Source organism: Acidaminococcus hominis, from assembly GCF_022484025.1.
Lineage (GTDB): Bacteria > Bacillota > Negativicutes > Acidaminococcales > Acidaminococcaceae > Acidaminococcus > Acidaminococcus hominis.
Genome location: NZ_JAKVMG010000001.1, coordinates 2,546,667 through 2,560,393, shown reverse-complemented (window position 1 = coordinate 2,560,393; position 13,727 = coordinate 2,546,667). Strand labels below are relative to the sequence as shown.

Here is a 13,727-nt window from a genome sequence, read left to right as displayed (position 1 = left end):
GCACCAGGATTGCCCTGGCGTAAGGGGATTCATCACGAACTCCAATCTGAAAATCAAGAATCACGGCTCTCCGCATTGCAATCACCCTCCTTGATCCTGTTCGCCCATCGAATCCACTTCGGGCTGATCGTAGCGTTTTCAACGCATTGATACAGATCATCCGCCCCGTTCTCGGTTAAAACTTCCAGGCACATCAACACGTCGCAGAACTCTTCGTTCAAATCCGAAAGAGCTTGTTCGTAGTCTACGGGGGTTGGATTCCCATTCCACCCTGCCGCACGGATTAACTTTAGTGCGGCCTGGCTCATTTCGTTCAATTCTTCACTGAGCTGTTCCAGCCCCGTGCGGGGATCTATATGCCCCATTACATAGGCTTTTCTTTGAGCGATCTTCGCTATTCTTTCCTTGTCCATCTTCAACCTCTTTCTTGATCTTCATTGCCCGGTCAAGCACCCTTTCCAGCCGGGTCTTTCCGAATCCAAACTCCCTGTGCAATGCTTCCAGGATCAGCGCCTTTTCCGCCACCGCTCCCTGGTATTGAATTTCGTCGCTGTAGTTGATAAGCCATTCCCGGAATAGCGGAACGGGAAGTTCTTTGATTTTCTTCAGGTCTTGCCTGCTGACTCCGGGGATCCATTTCCCGTTCATTTCCGTTTCTCCAGTTCCTTGATTACTTCCCTCTGATTAATCAGCAGGGCATCCTGCTCGTTGACTCTCGTACATAAATCCTCGATTACATCCCGTGAGCTGTCTAACGCTTCCCGCAGGTGATGATTTTCCTCGTCCAGGATGTTTGACGTCTGCTGGTATTTCGTGGCCATCTTTTCCAGATCTCGATTCTGTCTTTCCAACCGTTCGTTCTTATCCTCCAACCGGCTGATATCTCTCATAAGCTCACGATTTTCATGTATCACATCTTCCAACGTCCTCATATCTCATTCTCCTATCTTCCGCCCACCAACAACGCATATATGGCCATGATATCCATCAGCAGGATCCCGCTTAAAAACACAACGACAATCGCAATCATCAGCAGTTCCCATACCCATTTCCGCATCATTACTCCATCCTCCAGTCTCGTCCCCGCAGGGGAATGCTCACAGTCATGGCCATGATCCTAGACGCAATCCGCTCGCCAGTTACTCTGTCACCGTTCCCAGCGATATGATCGGCCAATTCATCCAGGCTGTAATTGCTGGTGAATATGGTCTGCTTGCAATTCGTATATCGGTAGTTGACCAGCCCCATGAGCTGTTCTGCTACCCACGCTGTAGCCCGTTCTGCACCGATATCATCCAGGATTAGTAAATCCGCATCCTTGGCAATCTTTGCCGGGTCCTCTTGGCTCTCATCCCGGATTGCGTCCCGGAATTTGGCCAGCAGATCTGGGACGAACACGAACATGGTCGGGATCCCGTCCTGCAATCTCTCCCTGGCTATCAAAGAGGCCAGCATGGTTTTTCCCGTACCCTTTGGGCCAGTGATATAAAGACCACGATCAGTGCTTCCACTCGCCACAGCCTTTCCGGCATCCCGTGCGGCTTTTTCATCCATGGAATCTGCATGAAAGTCTTCCCATGTTTTTCCAGCCAGGTACAGCGGCAGACAGCTGTTCTTCATCAGCCGGTCGATTTTCTCCTGTTTCCGTCTGGCTTCTTCCACCCGGCACATCCGCATAACCCTGTGGGGCTTCCCGTTGGATTGTACGATGAGCGGATAAAAGCCTCTGGTGGGCTGCCCGCAGTGTACCCCATCGCATTCCCGGCAGGGTGCCTGTTCATCCTTCACCTGTTCCTCGACCGTCTTGGATGCCCAGTTCTTCGAAGACACGTTGGCGTTTGCGTTCTGCAGCTTCGTCATAACCCCCGGGCAGTGGACTTTGAGGAAGTCCAGCGTTTCGTTGCTGATTTCCATTCCCATTCCGTACACCTCTCTTTTTATTTGCCAGGATACTGGCCACGTATTGAATTGATGTTCCACGATAACCGGAAGCCTTTTGAATCGCTTCCATAACATCCATGGTTCCGTAGGTTTCGATGAGATCGAGAAGATTTTCCCGTTCGGTTAGATTGGGTATTGGGTGAATCTTGCATTCGAATTCGTGGATAACATCTTTGGTCTGATCGCCTATATATATACTCTTACTCTTATAATCTTTACTCTTACTCTTATGTATGCGGAAAGTAGAAGGTACATTTTTTTCCTTTCTTTCCCCGCTTTCAGCAAAAGAACGGAAAGCAGAAGATACATTTTTTTCCTTTCTCATTTCCGTATTTGGATTAGAACGGAAAGTAGAAGGTACATTTTTTTCCTTTCTTTCCGATAAGAGATGAAGAGTATAGACAGCAGACCGAAGCCCTTTCCGTGTCTGGAAAGAAATCAATCCTTCGTTTTTCAGTCTTTCCCTGGCGTTGCGAATCGTCCGCTCATCCATCTGCCCGCACTTGATGCTGAGCAAGCTCAAAGAAGCATTGAACTCTGTTCTCCTGCCCAGTGAGTTGCTGATACGCATCAAGGCGAACCATAGGGCGATTGAAGAAGGTGGCAGTTCGTGATACGTCAGCCACGCATCAAAAGCGTTCAATTCGCTTATGTAACTGAATGTTTCCATCTGCCACCGCCTTGTTTATCCAATCAACTTCATGTTTTCAATAGCCTTTTGACTTCCTGCTTCATCATCGAAAAGCACTTCCTGGGCACGCTTACCGGTAACGTACAGTTCGGCTTCTTTCAGCACCTTCCGCAATTTCCGCTCCGTAGAGTCAGAAAGATATGCCCCCAGGGGCGCATCTTTTGGCCGGGTCCCGACGTTTGGCGTGCTGATAGAAACATCAGCATCGAGCCACGGAACGTAGATCGTGCCCTTGATTACAGCGTTGAAATTTCCGTCCTCTGTGTGCTTAAATGAACAGCCCAGGATGTTGGTTCTTTCGTCTGCCTTGTCTCCATCACTGATGGAAATTCCAATGATCCCCATCAGATCTGGGGCCAGGGAACACATTGCCTGGATGAATTCGGGGCGTGGTGCCTCGTTTGAGGACACCACGTATTCGGTCACTTTTCCGTCATTTGCTTCGATGTAGGACACCTTTACATCGGTGTTCCCTTTCATCTTCACATCTTTAATCTCGATCATGCTTGAGCCTCCACTTCTTCCAGCTTATGTTTGAGTGTGTTGTACGTACGCCAATATGTTGTCATATCCATTTCTGCGACTGATTTTATTTTGTAATGGGTCAGCATATCCTGGATCTTTTTCCCGTTCTTCTCGCAGAGGATTTCCAAATCGTTTGCCATCTTTTGGTTGGGATGTTGAGGCGGCTGTGGCTTTTCTGGCTTGTAATCAAACTCGTTCTCGCTTGCATAGCTTTCCGACTGCCGCTCATATTTTGTTCTGTAGGTTCCCCGGTATACGGAAGCTGCAACCCCTATCATCTTGGCGGCGGTCCCCAGAGCATCGGTGGTAGCCATCTTGTATGCCTCATCGTTCCCGTGAATACCGTTCTTGTCCTTGACAATAAGGAAGTCGCCTCCACTTCCAGGGATGGGGGCCGACCATCCGTCCGGCCCCTTGATATACAGATTTAAGAAAACGAAAATCATCAGTTCCCCGGTGGCAGGTACAGGAACCTGGATGGTGTTGGTGATCTCGAATTTCCAGCCCTCACCGCAAAGGCCGAAGACTTCGGTCATTGCCTCATAGCGCCATTGTGGGTTAATGTCGCTTTTTCCTTTCAGCTTTCCGGCTTGAATTTTCTTCGTCGCATCCGTTGGAACTTCTGAAAGGCTCATATATCGTTGATCCATTTGTACGCCTCCTTAACGAATGGACAGGTTGTTACGTTCAACCAACTTGGCTCCGGGAACTTCTTCTCCGGCTTTCAACGCCATCTTGATTCCGGCCTTATCGACTTTCGGATCCTGTACAATCAGATAGGATGCAGGAATCTTTCCGGCATCCATGATTTCAACAGCCTGGGATTTCCGATAGGATGCCTTGAAGTCTGCACATTCGAATTTATTGCCGGCCAGGACCATGTTCATATAGTCAGTGAGCTGTTCGGCCTTGTTCTCCTTGGCCTTCCGTCTTTCAGCCAGGGAAATTTCCCGTTCCCGGATGGCCTTTGCATCAGCTTTCAAGTCAAGAATCCATTTGCCGATGTTAGTCAGTTTTTCATCACGATCCATTTGCAGGGCATCCAGGGCCGCCGCATCAATGACTTCCCCGGTTTCGGTGTCCACTACCATGTCCCCGTCCTTCACGCAACGGAGAATCTGTTCGTTGATTTCGTACAAAGTGCTCATTGTTCATCCTCCTCAGAACCATGCAGTTCCTTGTAGTTGGCGGCGAAAATCACGCTGTCCATATCCACCTTTTTCCGTCTGAACCCGTCCATCACAGCGGAAATCGTGTTGGCTTCTCCCATGTTTGAAACCATATCCTGGATAAGTGCGGAAAGACAGGCGAGAATATCCGACGGGAACCCCATCATCTGGCATCCCACATGCTCATCGTCAGCAAAAGCAGAGAAACCAGAAATTTTATTTTTCTCCATAACAAGGGAGATGTCTTTCAGAAGCTCGCTTACTGTTTTCATTTTTCGTCCTCCTTTTCCATCATCTTGAAAGCCTTCACCAGTCTGGCGGCCCCTTTCAGTTGTTCTGTCAGCGCCACAATCCGCTTATCACGGTCACTGATTTCCTTTTGCAGGTTTTCCACCTGCTTCCGAAGGTCATAGCACTCGTTGGAGTAGTGTCGATTGGTTGCCCTATCGTCAACCAGGAAACGGTATTCGTTCAGCGTGATAGTTACGAGCAGTTCGCCATCGGCTTTGAAATCCCTCAGCATACTGCTGTAGTCGTCCATTTTCTTTTCCAGGATCTGATTCCGAACCTGTTCAGTGTTTTCCATTTTCATCCCTCCGTGCTATAATGGAGGTGGAGTCACTTATTGAAAAATCTCCACCCAATCCCCACACTGCGATGTGGGGATTATTTTTTTACCCGAATCATCAGCACCTTACCGGGCTGTAGTGCGCCCGGGTCGGTCACGTCGTTATCCGTCCTCGCCCTGTCAATCACCTCCCTGATATCTTCGCTTGTTTCCAGTTTTGAGCATATATCCCATAGGGATTGCCCAGGAAGCACCACACGGGAATAGCAAGTGTACTGTTTCGGACGCTGAATCTCGTTGACAGCAGACACAGCATGACCGGCCAGGGTGATTGCTGACAGGGCAATCACAAGTGCGGCCGCTTTAGATCTCCAGTTCATTGTTTTCACCCCCTTTCAAGATTTCGGCCATAGCCTGGGAACCCAGCTGACCAACTTTGAACATCAACGCCATAAGGCGTTCGTTCTTTTCCTTTTCCAGTTTCAATTCCCTTTTCAGCCTGGCCACCTCATGCGGAAGAAGGGAATCGCCAGGCATCTTCGCCAGTTCTACGACTTCCCTTTTTGAAAATCGAACCCCAGGGAGATTGACCAGCTGATGGAGTTTCCCGGAATCTCTCATGTCATAGACAGCCTGGGGAGTACATCCGTAGTAGTCGGCTACGTTCCTGGTTGTCCATATCTCCCGGTCGAATTCCTCTTGCTTCATCCCTTCACCCCCTTCAGTATTCCTTTTCCGGTTTGACTATGCCCATGCTCCTGGCGTATCTATCCAGGAATTTCTGGGCATCCGCTCTTTTTACTTCCCACCGGGATCCTGCAATCGGGTGCCAGGCAAATTTGTGTCGCTCCTGGTAGCAGGCTCGGTATTTTTTGATCCCATTCACCCATCTGTATCTAACTTCAAGATAGTAATCACAGATGGTTTGTAAAAGATATCTTCTCATCTTCTGCACCTTTACAAATTAAAGCTACTTTTCAATGATTTCCGCCGGGGATACGTCCAGGGCGGCGGCTAGTTTCTTGACTGTTAACATGCTAGCGTTTCGGCGTTTTGCTTTCAGCGAATAAATAGTTGCTTCTGTTAAATGGGCTTTTCTCCCCAACTCTGAATTAGTCCAGAACTTTTTTAGCCGTAGTTCGTCAACTTTTTCCATGTTCACACTAAAAGTATTTCCCATGATTCACACCCTCCTACAAATTAAATTGGTATTTATGGCTGAAAAAAAAGTTCATCAACCTTCATACCGGAATCCTTGGAAATTTTCCGCATGTTCTTGGCGGACGGAGTAATATCACCCCGTTCCCACGCAGACCAGGTTTGCTGGCCTACTCCGTATCTTTCGCCCATCTCCTGTTGGGTATGGTCCCCACGGAATTTAATTAGATTTTCTCGCATAGTTTCACCACCTTTACCAATTTAACTTGTATTTATTATATACCATTTTAAATGGTAAATCAACACAAAAACCGATTAAATTATAATTTATTTTTACCATTATTTTTAGTACAATAAGGCCAGAGCTACCATTATAAATGGTGAAAAAAAGGGGGGTGCAGAGAATGGGAATTGGTCAGATAATCAAAGAGAAAAGAACAGCACTGAAAATGACCCAGAACGAACTGGCAGAAAGGCTCGGAGTTAGTCAACAGTCCGTGACCGGATGGGAAAATAACGCCGCTGTACCCCGTGAATCGGCAGTTCGTGGCATGATGGAGATTTTCGGATTATCCAGAAATGAACTGTTTGGGGAACCAGAAGCTCCTGCCCCTTCTGCCTCTAATATCCCCGTCCTTGGAAGTGTCATAGCCGGCCAGCCTGCTTATGCCGCCGAAAACATTATCGGCTGGGAAGAAGTCACCGCAAAAATGGCCAAACAGGGAAAACTTTTCGCCCTTAAAGTCAGAGGTGACAGCATGATCCCGGAGTTCAAGGAAGGGGACATTGTAATCGTAAAAGAACAGCCGGACGTGGAATCCGGGGAAATAGCCGTTGTCCTAGTCAATGGGGACGAAGCCACACTGAAGAAAGTCAAGAAAGACCAGAATGGAATTTTCCTATATGCATTCAACCCGGACGTATACGAGCCACACTTTTACAGCAATCATGACATTGAAACCCTTCCGGTTAGGATAGTCGGGAAAGTCATTGAAAATCGCAGGGAATGGTAAAGGGGGGCCTGAAAAATGAACATCACTGGTGTAATCGCAGTTGTCGTATTCTTTTGGTTCGTACTGTCACTGATCAAACCGCATAAATTTGCCCCGTTCTTTAAATCCGGGGCCAGAAAAAAGGCTTTCCTGCTCTTCCTGGCGGTGAGCGTAGTCTGCGGCCTTCTGGGCGGAAAACCAGCAGGGCAGAATCCCCAGGGCGGAACCGGAACAAAACAAGAAAAAGTGTACAAAATTGGGGATACATTGAAGGACAAAAATTTTGAAATCACGGTCCTGGATAAACAGACAGCCAAAGACGTATACGACGACAGCGGATACTTAAAGACAACGGCCAACGGAAAATATATCGTTCTCCACGTGAAATTTAAAAACATCGCAAAAGAAGCCAAAAGACTGAACAACGGGGCTTTCAAAATTAAGCAGGGCGATACCACCTATTCGCCGGTAACCCTAGCGGTGCGAACCGACAAAAACATTTTCCTTACGGCCTTGAACCCGGGCGTGGAAAAAGTCGGGGAACTCTACTTTGATGTTCCAGATTCAGTAGCAGGTTCTAATGACCTGGTACTGACGATGAGCGGATTTTCCTTCGGATCAGACAACGGGGACGGAAAGATACTTTTGAATAAGTGAAATGAAAATAAAAAGCCCTCCCGTTTGGGAGGGCACTTTTAGAAAGAGGGTAACATGGAATATACGTTTTCAACCAGGATGAAAAATGGGTCGGTGTGTCTGATCCTGGCATATAAGATTGGAAAAAAATGGAAGCAGAAAACGAAGCAGGGGTTCCGCACCCAACGGGAAGCCAGGGCATACCAGACGGAGCTGCTTAGCCAGGCGGAGAAGGAAGCTGGTCTGACCTTTGACCCGACACTGAAAGATATATCCCTACGGCAGTTTTGGCCTATCTTTAAACGGGACCGGGAGAAAGAACTGTCATATACATCCATCCAGAGTTACCGGGCCTGCCTTAAACGGCTGGATCCTATCCTGGATACGCCTATCAAAGATCTGGCCATGCCCATGATACTGAACCAGCTTAACTCCCTGCCGGTCGCAGTCGCAACCAGGAATTTGACTCTCCGGGCTTTGAAGATCATACTGCAACACGCCGTACTGTATAAGATCATCCCGGAAAACCCGGCCAGGATCATAAAACAGATTTCCAACCGGGAGAAGCCGCCATTGAACGCCTTTACGGTCAAAGAAGTATCGGACATTCTTGCCCACTTCCAGGGCCGGAAGAACCGGACACACTACCTGGTGTTGTTCATAGCCGCCAGAACAGGACTTCGGATTGGTGAAATTCTCGGCCTGACCTGGGATGCAATAGACTTCCGCCGGAACCAGCTCCGGGTAACTCAGCAGTGGGGACAAATAGGTCGTGGGAAGTACGGGTTGAAGCCCTGTAAGACAGCCAACAGCGTCCGGGCGGTTCCTGCTCCGGAAGAGGTCATGGAAGAACTGCGGAAATATAAGCAGGGAACCCCATTACAGCTGAATGGCCTTGTCTTCCCTCCAAAAGGTATGCACGCTCTGACAGTGAATCTTAATCTGTGGCTTCGGAAACATTATGGGCGCTCCATCCACTCGTTCCGGCACACCTTCGCCACACTCCTGTTGTCCAAGACAGGCGATATTAATTTAGTCGCCTCGGTCCTTGGTGATACCGTTGCAATCGTATCCAAAACTTATGTAAATTATACACAAGATATTCGGGATAAAGCCGCCGAAAGTATCGCAGATTTATACTCTTTTGCCTAAGTTTCTGCCGTTTGTCTGCCGTTAAAAGAAAAAAGCTAGGTAGAATCAATATCTACCTGGCTTTTTTAGTGTATACTTTATTATATCACAAACCTCCAAAGTCTTTATTTCCTGGTTCAGGATAGTGTATAATAACTGGTATGCAAAAAAGGAGGACTCCATGAAACGTTTTTTCCAAATTCTCTTGGGAAGCGGACTCCTGGCCCTGACCCTGCTTCACCGTCAGGCAGCAGCCTCTCCCAAAATCTTGTATATTCCCCTGGACAACCGTCCGGTGTGTTTGGAATATACCGTTGACACGGCCAAAGCGGCCGGTTATCCTGTAACGACTCCTCCTGTAAAATACCTGTCCGATCAGTCCAGTCAAGGGGACAACGAAAAACTTTGGACCTGGCTAGAACAAGAAGCACCCCATGCAGAAGCCGCGGTCATTGCCACGGACAGCCTGAACTACGGCGGTCTGGTGGCATCCCGCACCCATGACCATCTGGAGAAGTACCTGAAGAACAAGGTAACCCGGCTGGAACGGCTGAAAAAGGACAACCCTGGGCTGAAGATTTATGCCTTCAGCACCATTATGCGCACGCCCCAGCAGAGCATCGGCAAGGTGGAGCCGGATTACTACCAGCATTTTGGGCCCACCATTTTCCGACTGTCCCAGCTCCAGGACAAGGCCGACCTGGAAGGCCTGTCCGGCAAGGAAATCGCCGAACAGCAGACCCTTTTGGCCCAGATTCCCAACAGCATCTGGCAGGACTGGAATACCCGCCGGCTGATGAACTTCCAGACCAACAAGCGGTTAATCCGCCTGGACCAGAACGGCGTCTTCCACTACTTTGCCCTGGGCAAGGACGATGACTCCCCCCTGTCGGCAACCCATATGGAAGCCCGGCACCTGGCCTACGTGGGCAGCGGCATGAGCGACAAACAGTTCCAGATTCTTCCCGGGGTGGACCAATTGGGACTGCTCCTGGTCACCCGAGCCATCAATGAAGCCCGGGGGGACAAGCCCTGGGTCTACCCGGTCTTTGCCCCCGGAGTGGGCGGCGCCACCGTGCCCCAATACTCCGACGAAAGCGCAGCCCAGTCCGTCCACAACCAGATTATTGCTGCCGGCGGCCGGGAAACGGTCCACGAGAAAAAGGCCGACCTAGTGCTGGCAGTAAACACCCCCGACGACGGCGTCTGCCGGGATTCCACCAGCGATGACAACGCCCCCTACAGCAACCAGGCCAACAAGACCTTTGCCAAGGAAATTGCCCAGCTGGAAAAGCGCAAACCCGTTTCCGTAGCAGACATTTCCTACAGCAACGGCGCAGACAACGGCTTTATGCTGGCCCTCACCAACCAGAAGGCGCTGCTGGACCTGACCGCCTACAACGGCTGGAACACGGCGGACAACGCCGTAGGCTACGCCATCAGCCAGGGCATGCTGGGCAGCCTGATGAAGCCGGAACAGCGGCTGCGGCTGCTGAAGACCCGGCTGCTGGACGACTGGATCTACCAGGCCAACATCCGCTACCGGATTTCCCTGGGCATTGACCAGCACGATTTCAAGCTCAAGTACGACTTGGGCAAGTATTACAACCGGATTCTTTCCGACACCAACCGCCTGTTCCTGCAATACGTGGACGATGAACCCACTCTGCGGGGCACCCGCTACACCGTTGAATTTCCCTGGAACCGTATGTTTGAAGTGGATATCCGGGTCAAGTAAAAAGGAGGACCATCTCATGGCCAAAAACAGCTCTTTCGACATTGTTTCCCAACTGGATATGCAGGAATTGGACAATGCCCTGAACCAAACCCGCAAGGAAATCTCCCAGCGCTACGACTTTCGGGGTTCCGAAGCCAGCATTGAACTCTCTGACGGCGACCTGAAACTGGCTGCCGAAGACGAGTACAAGCTGGGCGCCATTCTGGACATTCTGCGCCAGCGTATGGCCAAACGGGACCTGTCCCTGCGTGCCCTGGAGCCGGGCAAAATTGAACCCGCCGCCAAAGGCACCGTGCGCCAAACCATCAAACTGAAGCAAGGCATCGACAAGGAAACGGCCAAGAAAATCATCGCGGCCATCAAAGCTTCCAAGATTAAAGTCACCACCCAGCAGCAGGACGAACAGGTCCGGGTTTCCGGTCCCAAAAAGGACGACCTGCAAGCCGTCATCCAATTGGTCAAGAGCCAGGATTTCGGCATCGACGTACAGTTCATCAATATGCGCTGACAAACAGAAGAAAACAGCCCCTGCCCCAGAAAACTCTGGGACAGAGGCTGTTTTTTATTTACCTTATAAAAAGAGGTGTGAAATAATGAAACTTCCCTACCGAATCCGTTTCCGCCGCTCAATGGGGTGCATCAGCTGCCATTTGTAGTTCATGGCCAACAGCCGGAGCAGGATAATGCTCACCGCATCTACCCAGGGGGCCAGCTCGGTATAGCCCAAGTGCCACACCAGGCACTGGAGCAGGCTGCCGGCAATGGAGGCCGTGGCGTACACATCTGCCACCAGCACCACCGGCACCCGCTGGGCCATCAGGTCCCGGAGCACCCCACCCCCTACGGCGGTAACCAGCCCCAAAAGCACTGGATACACATAGGAATGGGGTTCCCCCTGGGCCAGACCCATCATGGTTCCCGTTACCGTAAAGGAAGCCAAGCCCACGGTATCCGCCAGGGCGTAAAAGAAATTCAGTACCCGTTTCCGCCGGCCCCGGATCCGGAACCAAGAGAAATAGTAGGAAGCCGCCAGGGCAATGGCAATGGACAGAAACAGATTGGCCGGGCTGATCAGGGTCAGCGGCGGGGTCTGCCCTGCCAGTACATCCCGGATCATACCGCCGCCCACTGCGGTCAGTACCGCCAGCACCACAATGCCAAATACATCCATATCCTTAACCAGGCCCACAATGGCGCCGGATAGGGCAAAAGATATGGTTCCTGCCAGTTCAAAGGCATTCCAGATGAGTCCCATAACCGTCCTCCTTCAGCGGACATTTTTGTCTTCTCTACTATACCATAAAAATCCCGCTGCGTCAGAAAGTTCCTGCAAAAAAGCTCCCGTCCCGTTGTGGGACTTATTTCGTCCCTGCGGGCTGTTGAAAATTTTATGTACCGTGCTATAATATTCTTTAGAAATCCTTTTACACCTGCAGCACTTCCTCACTTGGGTTGTTCTGCCGGTTTTCTTTTACAAACCCCCAGAAGCCCAAATTCTAACTCTAAAATTTCCCATACTGCATCTTGTTCGTGCTCCGGAATGCTGCCCATTTCTCTTGAGGAATGGGCTTTTTGCTTTGCGGAATCTGCTGGCTGGAAGTGGCCTGCCGGACGCAAAAGGACTTCAAATCTATAGAAATGAAGGCGATTGCTGTGAACATGCATTTGATGGATGATTTTATGGCCTATTATCTCCAGCGCTTTGACAAATACTGTTTCGAGCTGGACCTGAAGGGCAAGACCTACACCATCGGCACCGGCAAGCCCCTGTTCCGGATCATCATCCACAAAGATGTACCAAAAAAGGAACTAGTGACTTCCACCACCATGGCCCTGGGCGAAGCCTATATGCGGGGGGATATTGAAGTGGACGGGGATCTGTTCACCGTGCTGAAATGCCTCCTGGAGCAGATGGACCGGTTCTCCCTGGACCGGAAAGCAGTGAACCACCTGCTCTACCCTTCCGAAGACAAATCCACCCAGCGGGAAGAAGTCTGCTCCCATTATGACCTGGGCAATGAGTTCTACGAACAGTGGCTGGATCCTACCCTGAGCTATTCCTGTGCCTATTTCAAGAACCCGGACGACACCCTGGAACAGGCCCAGAAAAACAAGGTCCACTACATCCTGGAAAAACTGCATCTGGAAAAGGGCATGAGCCTACTGGATATTGGCTGCGGCTGGGGCTATCTGCTTTTGGAAGCAGCCAAGCTCTACGGGGTCAGAGGCTATGGCTGCACCCTGAGCAAGGAACAGTGGGCCATGGGGCAAAAACGGATCAAGGAATTGGGCCTGGAAGGCCAGGTACGCATTGAGCTCCTGGATTACCGGGACCTGCCCAAAAAGGGCCTTACCTTCGACCGGGTGGTCAGCGTAGGCATGCTGGAACACGTAGGCCGCTCCCACTACGAACAGTACATGACCGTGGTGGACCAGGTGCTGAAGGAAGGCGGCCTGTTCCTGCTGCACTTTATCAACGGCCGGGACCAGATCAACAGCAACCCCTGGATGCGAAAATACATTTTCCCGGGGGGCACCCTGCCCACCATCTACGAAATCATCGAACTGGGGGACAAAGGCCCCTTCCAGCTGCTGGACGCCGAAAGCCTGCGGCGGCACTACGCCAAGACCCTGCAATGCTGGAATGCCAACTTCCAGAAGGTAAAGGCAAAGATTGCTGCCCACCGGGGCGAAGACTTCGTCCGGATGTGGGAACTGTATCTGTGCGGCTGCGCCGCAGCCTTCTACATTGGCTACATCGACGTACATCAGCTGCTGTTCACCAAGGGCACCAACAACGACCTGCCCATGACCCGGTGGTATTAAAAACGATTTTGCGCACTGCAAAACGAACAATAAAAATGGCTTGCGAACTCAACCTAGTTCGCAAGCCATTTTTTGTTCGTTATAGACATATCCTAATGTATCCTAATAAACTTCCTCAGTCAGTCCTGCGGACTGACGGCCCCTTAGTGGTTCGCAGCACTCCAATCAGCCGCGCCCCGCGGGCTTGCTTCTTGGGCTGCTATCACATGGCTCACATTAGCCAAGAGCATTTTGATAAACTGACATGCTCTTGGATGTGGCGCAACGCTTTGCCGGGCTAGTCTTAGACCCATACTGGTCGTGTGCTAAACAAGTTTTGAGAAGAAATCACAGTATGTAAATACTAGACACT

General features: G+C 50.4%; 21 protein-coding genes. 6 read left to right on the top strand and 15 right to left on the bottom strand.

Annotated elements, in window-relative coordinates; all coding sequences use genetic code 11:
- Positions 1 to 53: 53 nt before the first annotated feature.
- The 14 genes from LKE88_RS11605 to LKE88_RS13215 form a co-directional block, all read right to left on the bottom strand.
- Entirely contained in the window at positions 54 to 413 is a 360-nt protein-coding gene (locus LKE88_RS11605; protein WP_276803651.1) for a hypothetical protein, read from the bottom strand.
- Positions 322 to 648, bottom strand: a complete 327-nt coding sequence (locus LKE88_RS11600) for a hypothetical protein (RefSeq protein ID WP_276803650.1) — start codon at positions 646 to 648, stop codon at positions 322 to 324. The genes LKE88_RS11605 and LKE88_RS11600 overlap by 92 nt, the downstream gene beginning before the upstream one ends.
- On the bottom strand, positions 645 to 932 hold the full coding sequence (locus LKE88_RS11595) for a hypothetical protein (protein ID WP_276803648.1): 288 nt from the start codon (positions 930 to 932) through the stop codon (positions 645 to 647). The genes LKE88_RS11600 and LKE88_RS11595 overlap by 4 nt, the downstream gene beginning before the upstream one ends.
- Positions 933 to 1,059: 127 nt before the next feature.
- Positions 1,060 to 1,788 carry an ATP-binding protein gene (locus tag LKE88_RS11590; protein ID WP_276803647.1) on the bottom strand — a complete coding sequence of 243 codons (729 nt, stop codon included), beginning with the start codon at positions 1,786 to 1,788 and terminating at the stop codon, positions 1,060 to 1,062.
- Complete coding sequence (locus LKE88_RS11585) at positions 1,778 to 2,611, bottom strand: hypothetical protein (RefSeq protein ID WP_276803645.1); 834 nt, start codon at positions 2,609 to 2,611, stop codon at positions 1,778 to 1,780. The genes LKE88_RS11590 and LKE88_RS11585 overlap by 11 nt, the downstream gene beginning before the upstream one ends.
- Before the next feature lie 15 nt (positions 2,612 to 2,626).
- Positions 2,627 to 3,136: a hypothetical protein gene (locus tag LKE88_RS11580; protein WP_276803644.1), complete on the bottom strand. Its 510-nt coding sequence runs from the start codon at positions 3,134 to 3,136 to the stop codon at positions 2,627 to 2,629.
- Complete coding sequence (locus tag LKE88_RS11575) at positions 3,133 to 3,807, bottom strand: hypothetical protein (protein ID WP_276803643.1); 675 nt, start codon at positions 3,805 to 3,807, stop codon at positions 3,133 to 3,135. The genes LKE88_RS11580 and LKE88_RS11575 overlap by 4 nt, the downstream gene beginning before the upstream one ends.
- 12 nt (positions 3,808 to 3,819) lie before the next feature.
- The gene (locus LKE88_RS11570; protein WP_276803641.1) at positions 3,820 to 4,305 is read right to left on the bottom strand and encodes a siphovirus Gp157 family protein; all 486 of its coding nucleotides are present in this window, start codon (positions 4,303 to 4,305) and stop codon (positions 3,820 to 3,822) included.
- Positions 4,302 to 4,598, bottom strand: coding sequence for a hypothetical protein (locus tag LKE88_RS11565; protein ID WP_276803639.1), 297 nt, complete (start codon positions 4,596 to 4,598; stop codon positions 4,302 to 4,304). The genes LKE88_RS11570 and LKE88_RS11565 overlap by 4 nt, the downstream gene beginning before the upstream one ends.
- Entirely contained in the window at positions 4,595 to 4,912 is a 318-nt protein-coding gene (locus LKE88_RS11560; protein ID WP_276803637.1) for a hypothetical protein, read from the bottom strand. The genes LKE88_RS11565 and LKE88_RS11560 overlap by 4 nt, the downstream gene beginning before the upstream one ends.
- Before the next feature lie 80 nt (positions 4,913 to 4,992).
- Positions 4,993 to 5,274 carry a LysM domain-containing protein gene (locus LKE88_RS11555; RefSeq protein WP_276803634.1) on the bottom strand — a complete coding sequence of 94 codons (282 nt, stop codon included), beginning with the start codon at positions 5,272 to 5,274 and terminating at the stop codon, positions 4,993 to 4,995.
- Positions 5,258 to 5,602, bottom strand: coding sequence for a helix-turn-helix domain-containing protein (locus tag LKE88_RS11550; RefSeq protein WP_276803632.1), 345 nt, complete (start codon positions 5,600 to 5,602; stop codon positions 5,258 to 5,260). Before LKE88_RS11550 ends, LKE88_RS11555 begins: the two co-directional genes overlap by 17 nt.
- Positions 5,603 to 5,864: 262 nt before the next feature.
- On the bottom strand, positions 5,865 to 6,074 hold the full coding sequence (locus tag LKE88_RS11545; protein WP_276803630.1) for a helix-turn-helix transcriptional regulator: 210 nt from the start codon (positions 6,072 to 6,074) through the stop codon (positions 5,865 to 5,867).
- 32 nt (positions 6,075 to 6,106) lie between these two features.
- Complete coding sequence (locus tag LKE88_RS13215) at positions 6,107 to 6,292, bottom strand: helix-turn-helix transcriptional regulator (protein ID WP_423767613.1); 186 nt, start codon at positions 6,290 to 6,292, stop codon at positions 6,107 to 6,109.
- Positions 6,293 to 6,456: 164 nt separating this feature from the next.
- On the opposite strand from LKE88_RS13215, the gene LKE88_RS11540 reads away from it, so the two are divergent.
- The 5 genes from LKE88_RS11540 to LKE88_RS11520 all read left to right on the top strand — a co-directional run bounded on the left by LKE88_RS11540 (position 6,457) and on the right by LKE88_RS11520 (position 11,057).
- Positions 6,457 to 7,065, top strand: a complete 609-nt coding sequence (locus LKE88_RS11540) for a LexA family protein (RefSeq protein WP_276803628.1) — start codon at positions 6,457 to 6,459, stop codon at positions 7,063 to 7,065.
- Positions 7,066 to 7,080: 15 nt separating this feature from the next.
- Complete coding sequence (locus LKE88_RS11535; protein ID WP_276803626.1) at positions 7,081 to 7,701, top strand: DUF4352 domain-containing protein; 621 nt, start codon at positions 7,081 to 7,083, stop codon at positions 7,699 to 7,701.
- A 54-nt stretch (positions 7,702 to 7,755) separates the two neighbouring features.
- Positions 7,756 to 8,832 (top strand): site-specific integrase, encoded by a 1,077-nt coding sequence (locus LKE88_RS11530; RefSeq protein ID WP_276803625.1) that lies wholly within the window; start codon positions 7,756 to 7,758, stop codon positions 8,830 to 8,832.
- Positions 8,833 to 8,992: 160 nt separating this feature from the next.
- Complete coding sequence (locus LKE88_RS11525; RefSeq protein ID WP_105327005.1) at positions 8,993 to 10,549, top strand: DUF4127 family protein; 1,557 nt, start codon at positions 8,993 to 8,995, stop codon at positions 10,547 to 10,549.
- 16 nt (positions 10,550 to 10,565) lie between these two features.
- The gene (locus LKE88_RS11520; protein WP_105327004.1) at positions 10,566 to 11,057 is read left to right on the top strand and encodes a YajQ family cyclic di-GMP-binding protein; all 492 of its coding nucleotides are present in this window, start codon (positions 10,566 to 10,568) and stop codon (positions 11,055 to 11,057) included.
- A gap of 96 nt (positions 11,058 to 11,153) precedes the next feature.
- Here the strand turns inward: LKE88_RS11520 and LKE88_RS11515 are convergent, their stop codons facing one another.
- Complete coding sequence (locus tag LKE88_RS11515; RefSeq protein ID WP_105327003.1) at positions 11,154 to 11,804, bottom strand: trimeric intracellular cation channel family protein; 651 nt, start codon at positions 11,802 to 11,804, stop codon at positions 11,154 to 11,156.
- A 404-nt stretch (positions 11,805 to 12,208) separates the two neighbouring features.
- On the opposite strand from LKE88_RS11515, the gene LKE88_RS11510 reads away from it, so the two are divergent.
- Positions 12,209 to 13,375, top strand: coding sequence for an SAM-dependent methyltransferase (locus LKE88_RS11510; protein WP_105327441.1), 1,167 nt, complete (start codon positions 12,209 to 12,211; stop codon positions 13,373 to 13,375).
- Positions 13,376 to 13,727 lie beyond the last annotated feature (352 nt).

Bases quoted from the DNA above. Each gene is read 5' to 3' on its own strand.
- LKE88_RS11605 (WP_276803651.1), bottom strand. From the start codon at position 413: ATGGACAAGGAAAGAATAGCGAAGATCGCTCAAAGAAAAGCCTATGTA.
- LKE88_RS11600 (WP_276803650.1), bottom strand. From the start codon at position 648: ATGAACGGGAAATGGATCCCCGGAGTCAGCAGGCAAGACCTGAAGAAA.
- LKE88_RS11595 (WP_276803648.1), bottom strand. From the start codon at position 932: ATGAGGACGTTGGAAGATGTGATACATGAAAATCGTGAGCTTATGAGA.
- LKE88_RS11585 (WP_276803645.1), bottom strand. From the start codon at position 2,611: ATGGAAACATTCAGTTACATAAGCGAATTGAACGCTTTTGATGCGTGG.
- LKE88_RS11580 (WP_276803644.1), bottom strand. From the start codon at position 3,136: ATGATCGAGATTAAAGATGTGAAGATGAAAGGGAACACCGATGTAAAG.
- LKE88_RS11575 (WP_276803643.1), bottom strand. From the start codon at position 3,807: ATGGATCAACGATATATGAGCCTTTCAGAAGTTCCAACGGATGCGACG.
- LKE88_RS11570 (WP_276803641.1), bottom strand. From the start codon at position 4,305: ATGAGCACTTTGTACGAAATCAACGAACAGATTCTCCGTTGCGTGAAG.
- LKE88_RS11565 (WP_276803639.1), bottom strand. From the start codon at position 4,598: ATGAAAACAGTAAGCGAGCTTCTGAAAGACATCTCCCTTGTTATGGAG.
- LKE88_RS11560 (WP_276803637.1), bottom strand. From the start codon at position 4,912: ATGGAAAACACTGAACAGGTTCGGAATCAGATCCTGGAAAAGAAAATG.
- LKE88_RS11555 (WP_276803634.1), bottom strand. From the start codon at position 5,274: ATGAACTGGAGATCTAAAGCGGCCGCACTTGTGATTGCCCTGTCAGCA.
- LKE88_RS11550 (WP_276803632.1), bottom strand. From the start codon at position 5,602: ATGAAGCAAGAGGAATTCGACCGGGAGATATGGACAACCAGGAACGTA.
- LKE88_RS11545 (WP_276803630.1), bottom strand. From the start codon at position 6,074: ATGGGAAATACTTTTAGTGTGAACATGGAAAAAGTTGACGAACTACGG.
- LKE88_RS13215 (WP_423767613.1), bottom strand. From the start codon at position 6,292: ATGCGAGAAAATCTAATTAAATTCCGTGGGGACCATACCCAACAGGAG.
- LKE88_RS11540 (WP_276803628.1), top strand. From the start codon at position 6,457: ATGGGAATTGGTCAGATAATCAAAGAGAAAAGAACAGCACTGAAAATG.
- LKE88_RS11535 (WP_276803626.1), top strand. From the start codon at position 7,081: ATGAACATCACTGGTGTAATCGCAGTTGTCGTATTCTTTTGGTTCGTA.
- LKE88_RS11530 (WP_276803625.1), top strand. From the start codon at position 7,756: ATGGAATATACGTTTTCAACCAGGATGAAAAATGGGTCGGTGTGTCTG.
- LKE88_RS11525 (WP_105327005.1), top strand. From the start codon at position 8,993: ATGAAACGTTTTTTCCAAATTCTCTTGGGAAGCGGACTCCTGGCCCTG.
- LKE88_RS11520 (WP_105327004.1), top strand. From the start codon at position 10,566: ATGGCCAAAAACAGCTCTTTCGACATTGTTTCCCAACTGGATATGCAG.
- LKE88_RS11515 (WP_105327003.1), bottom strand. From the start codon at position 11,804: ATGGGACTCATCTGGAATGCCTTTGAACTGGCAGGAACCATATCTTTT.
- LKE88_RS11510 (WP_105327441.1), top strand. From the start codon at position 12,209: ATGCATTTGATGGATGATTTTATGGCCTATTATCTCCAGCGCTTTGAC.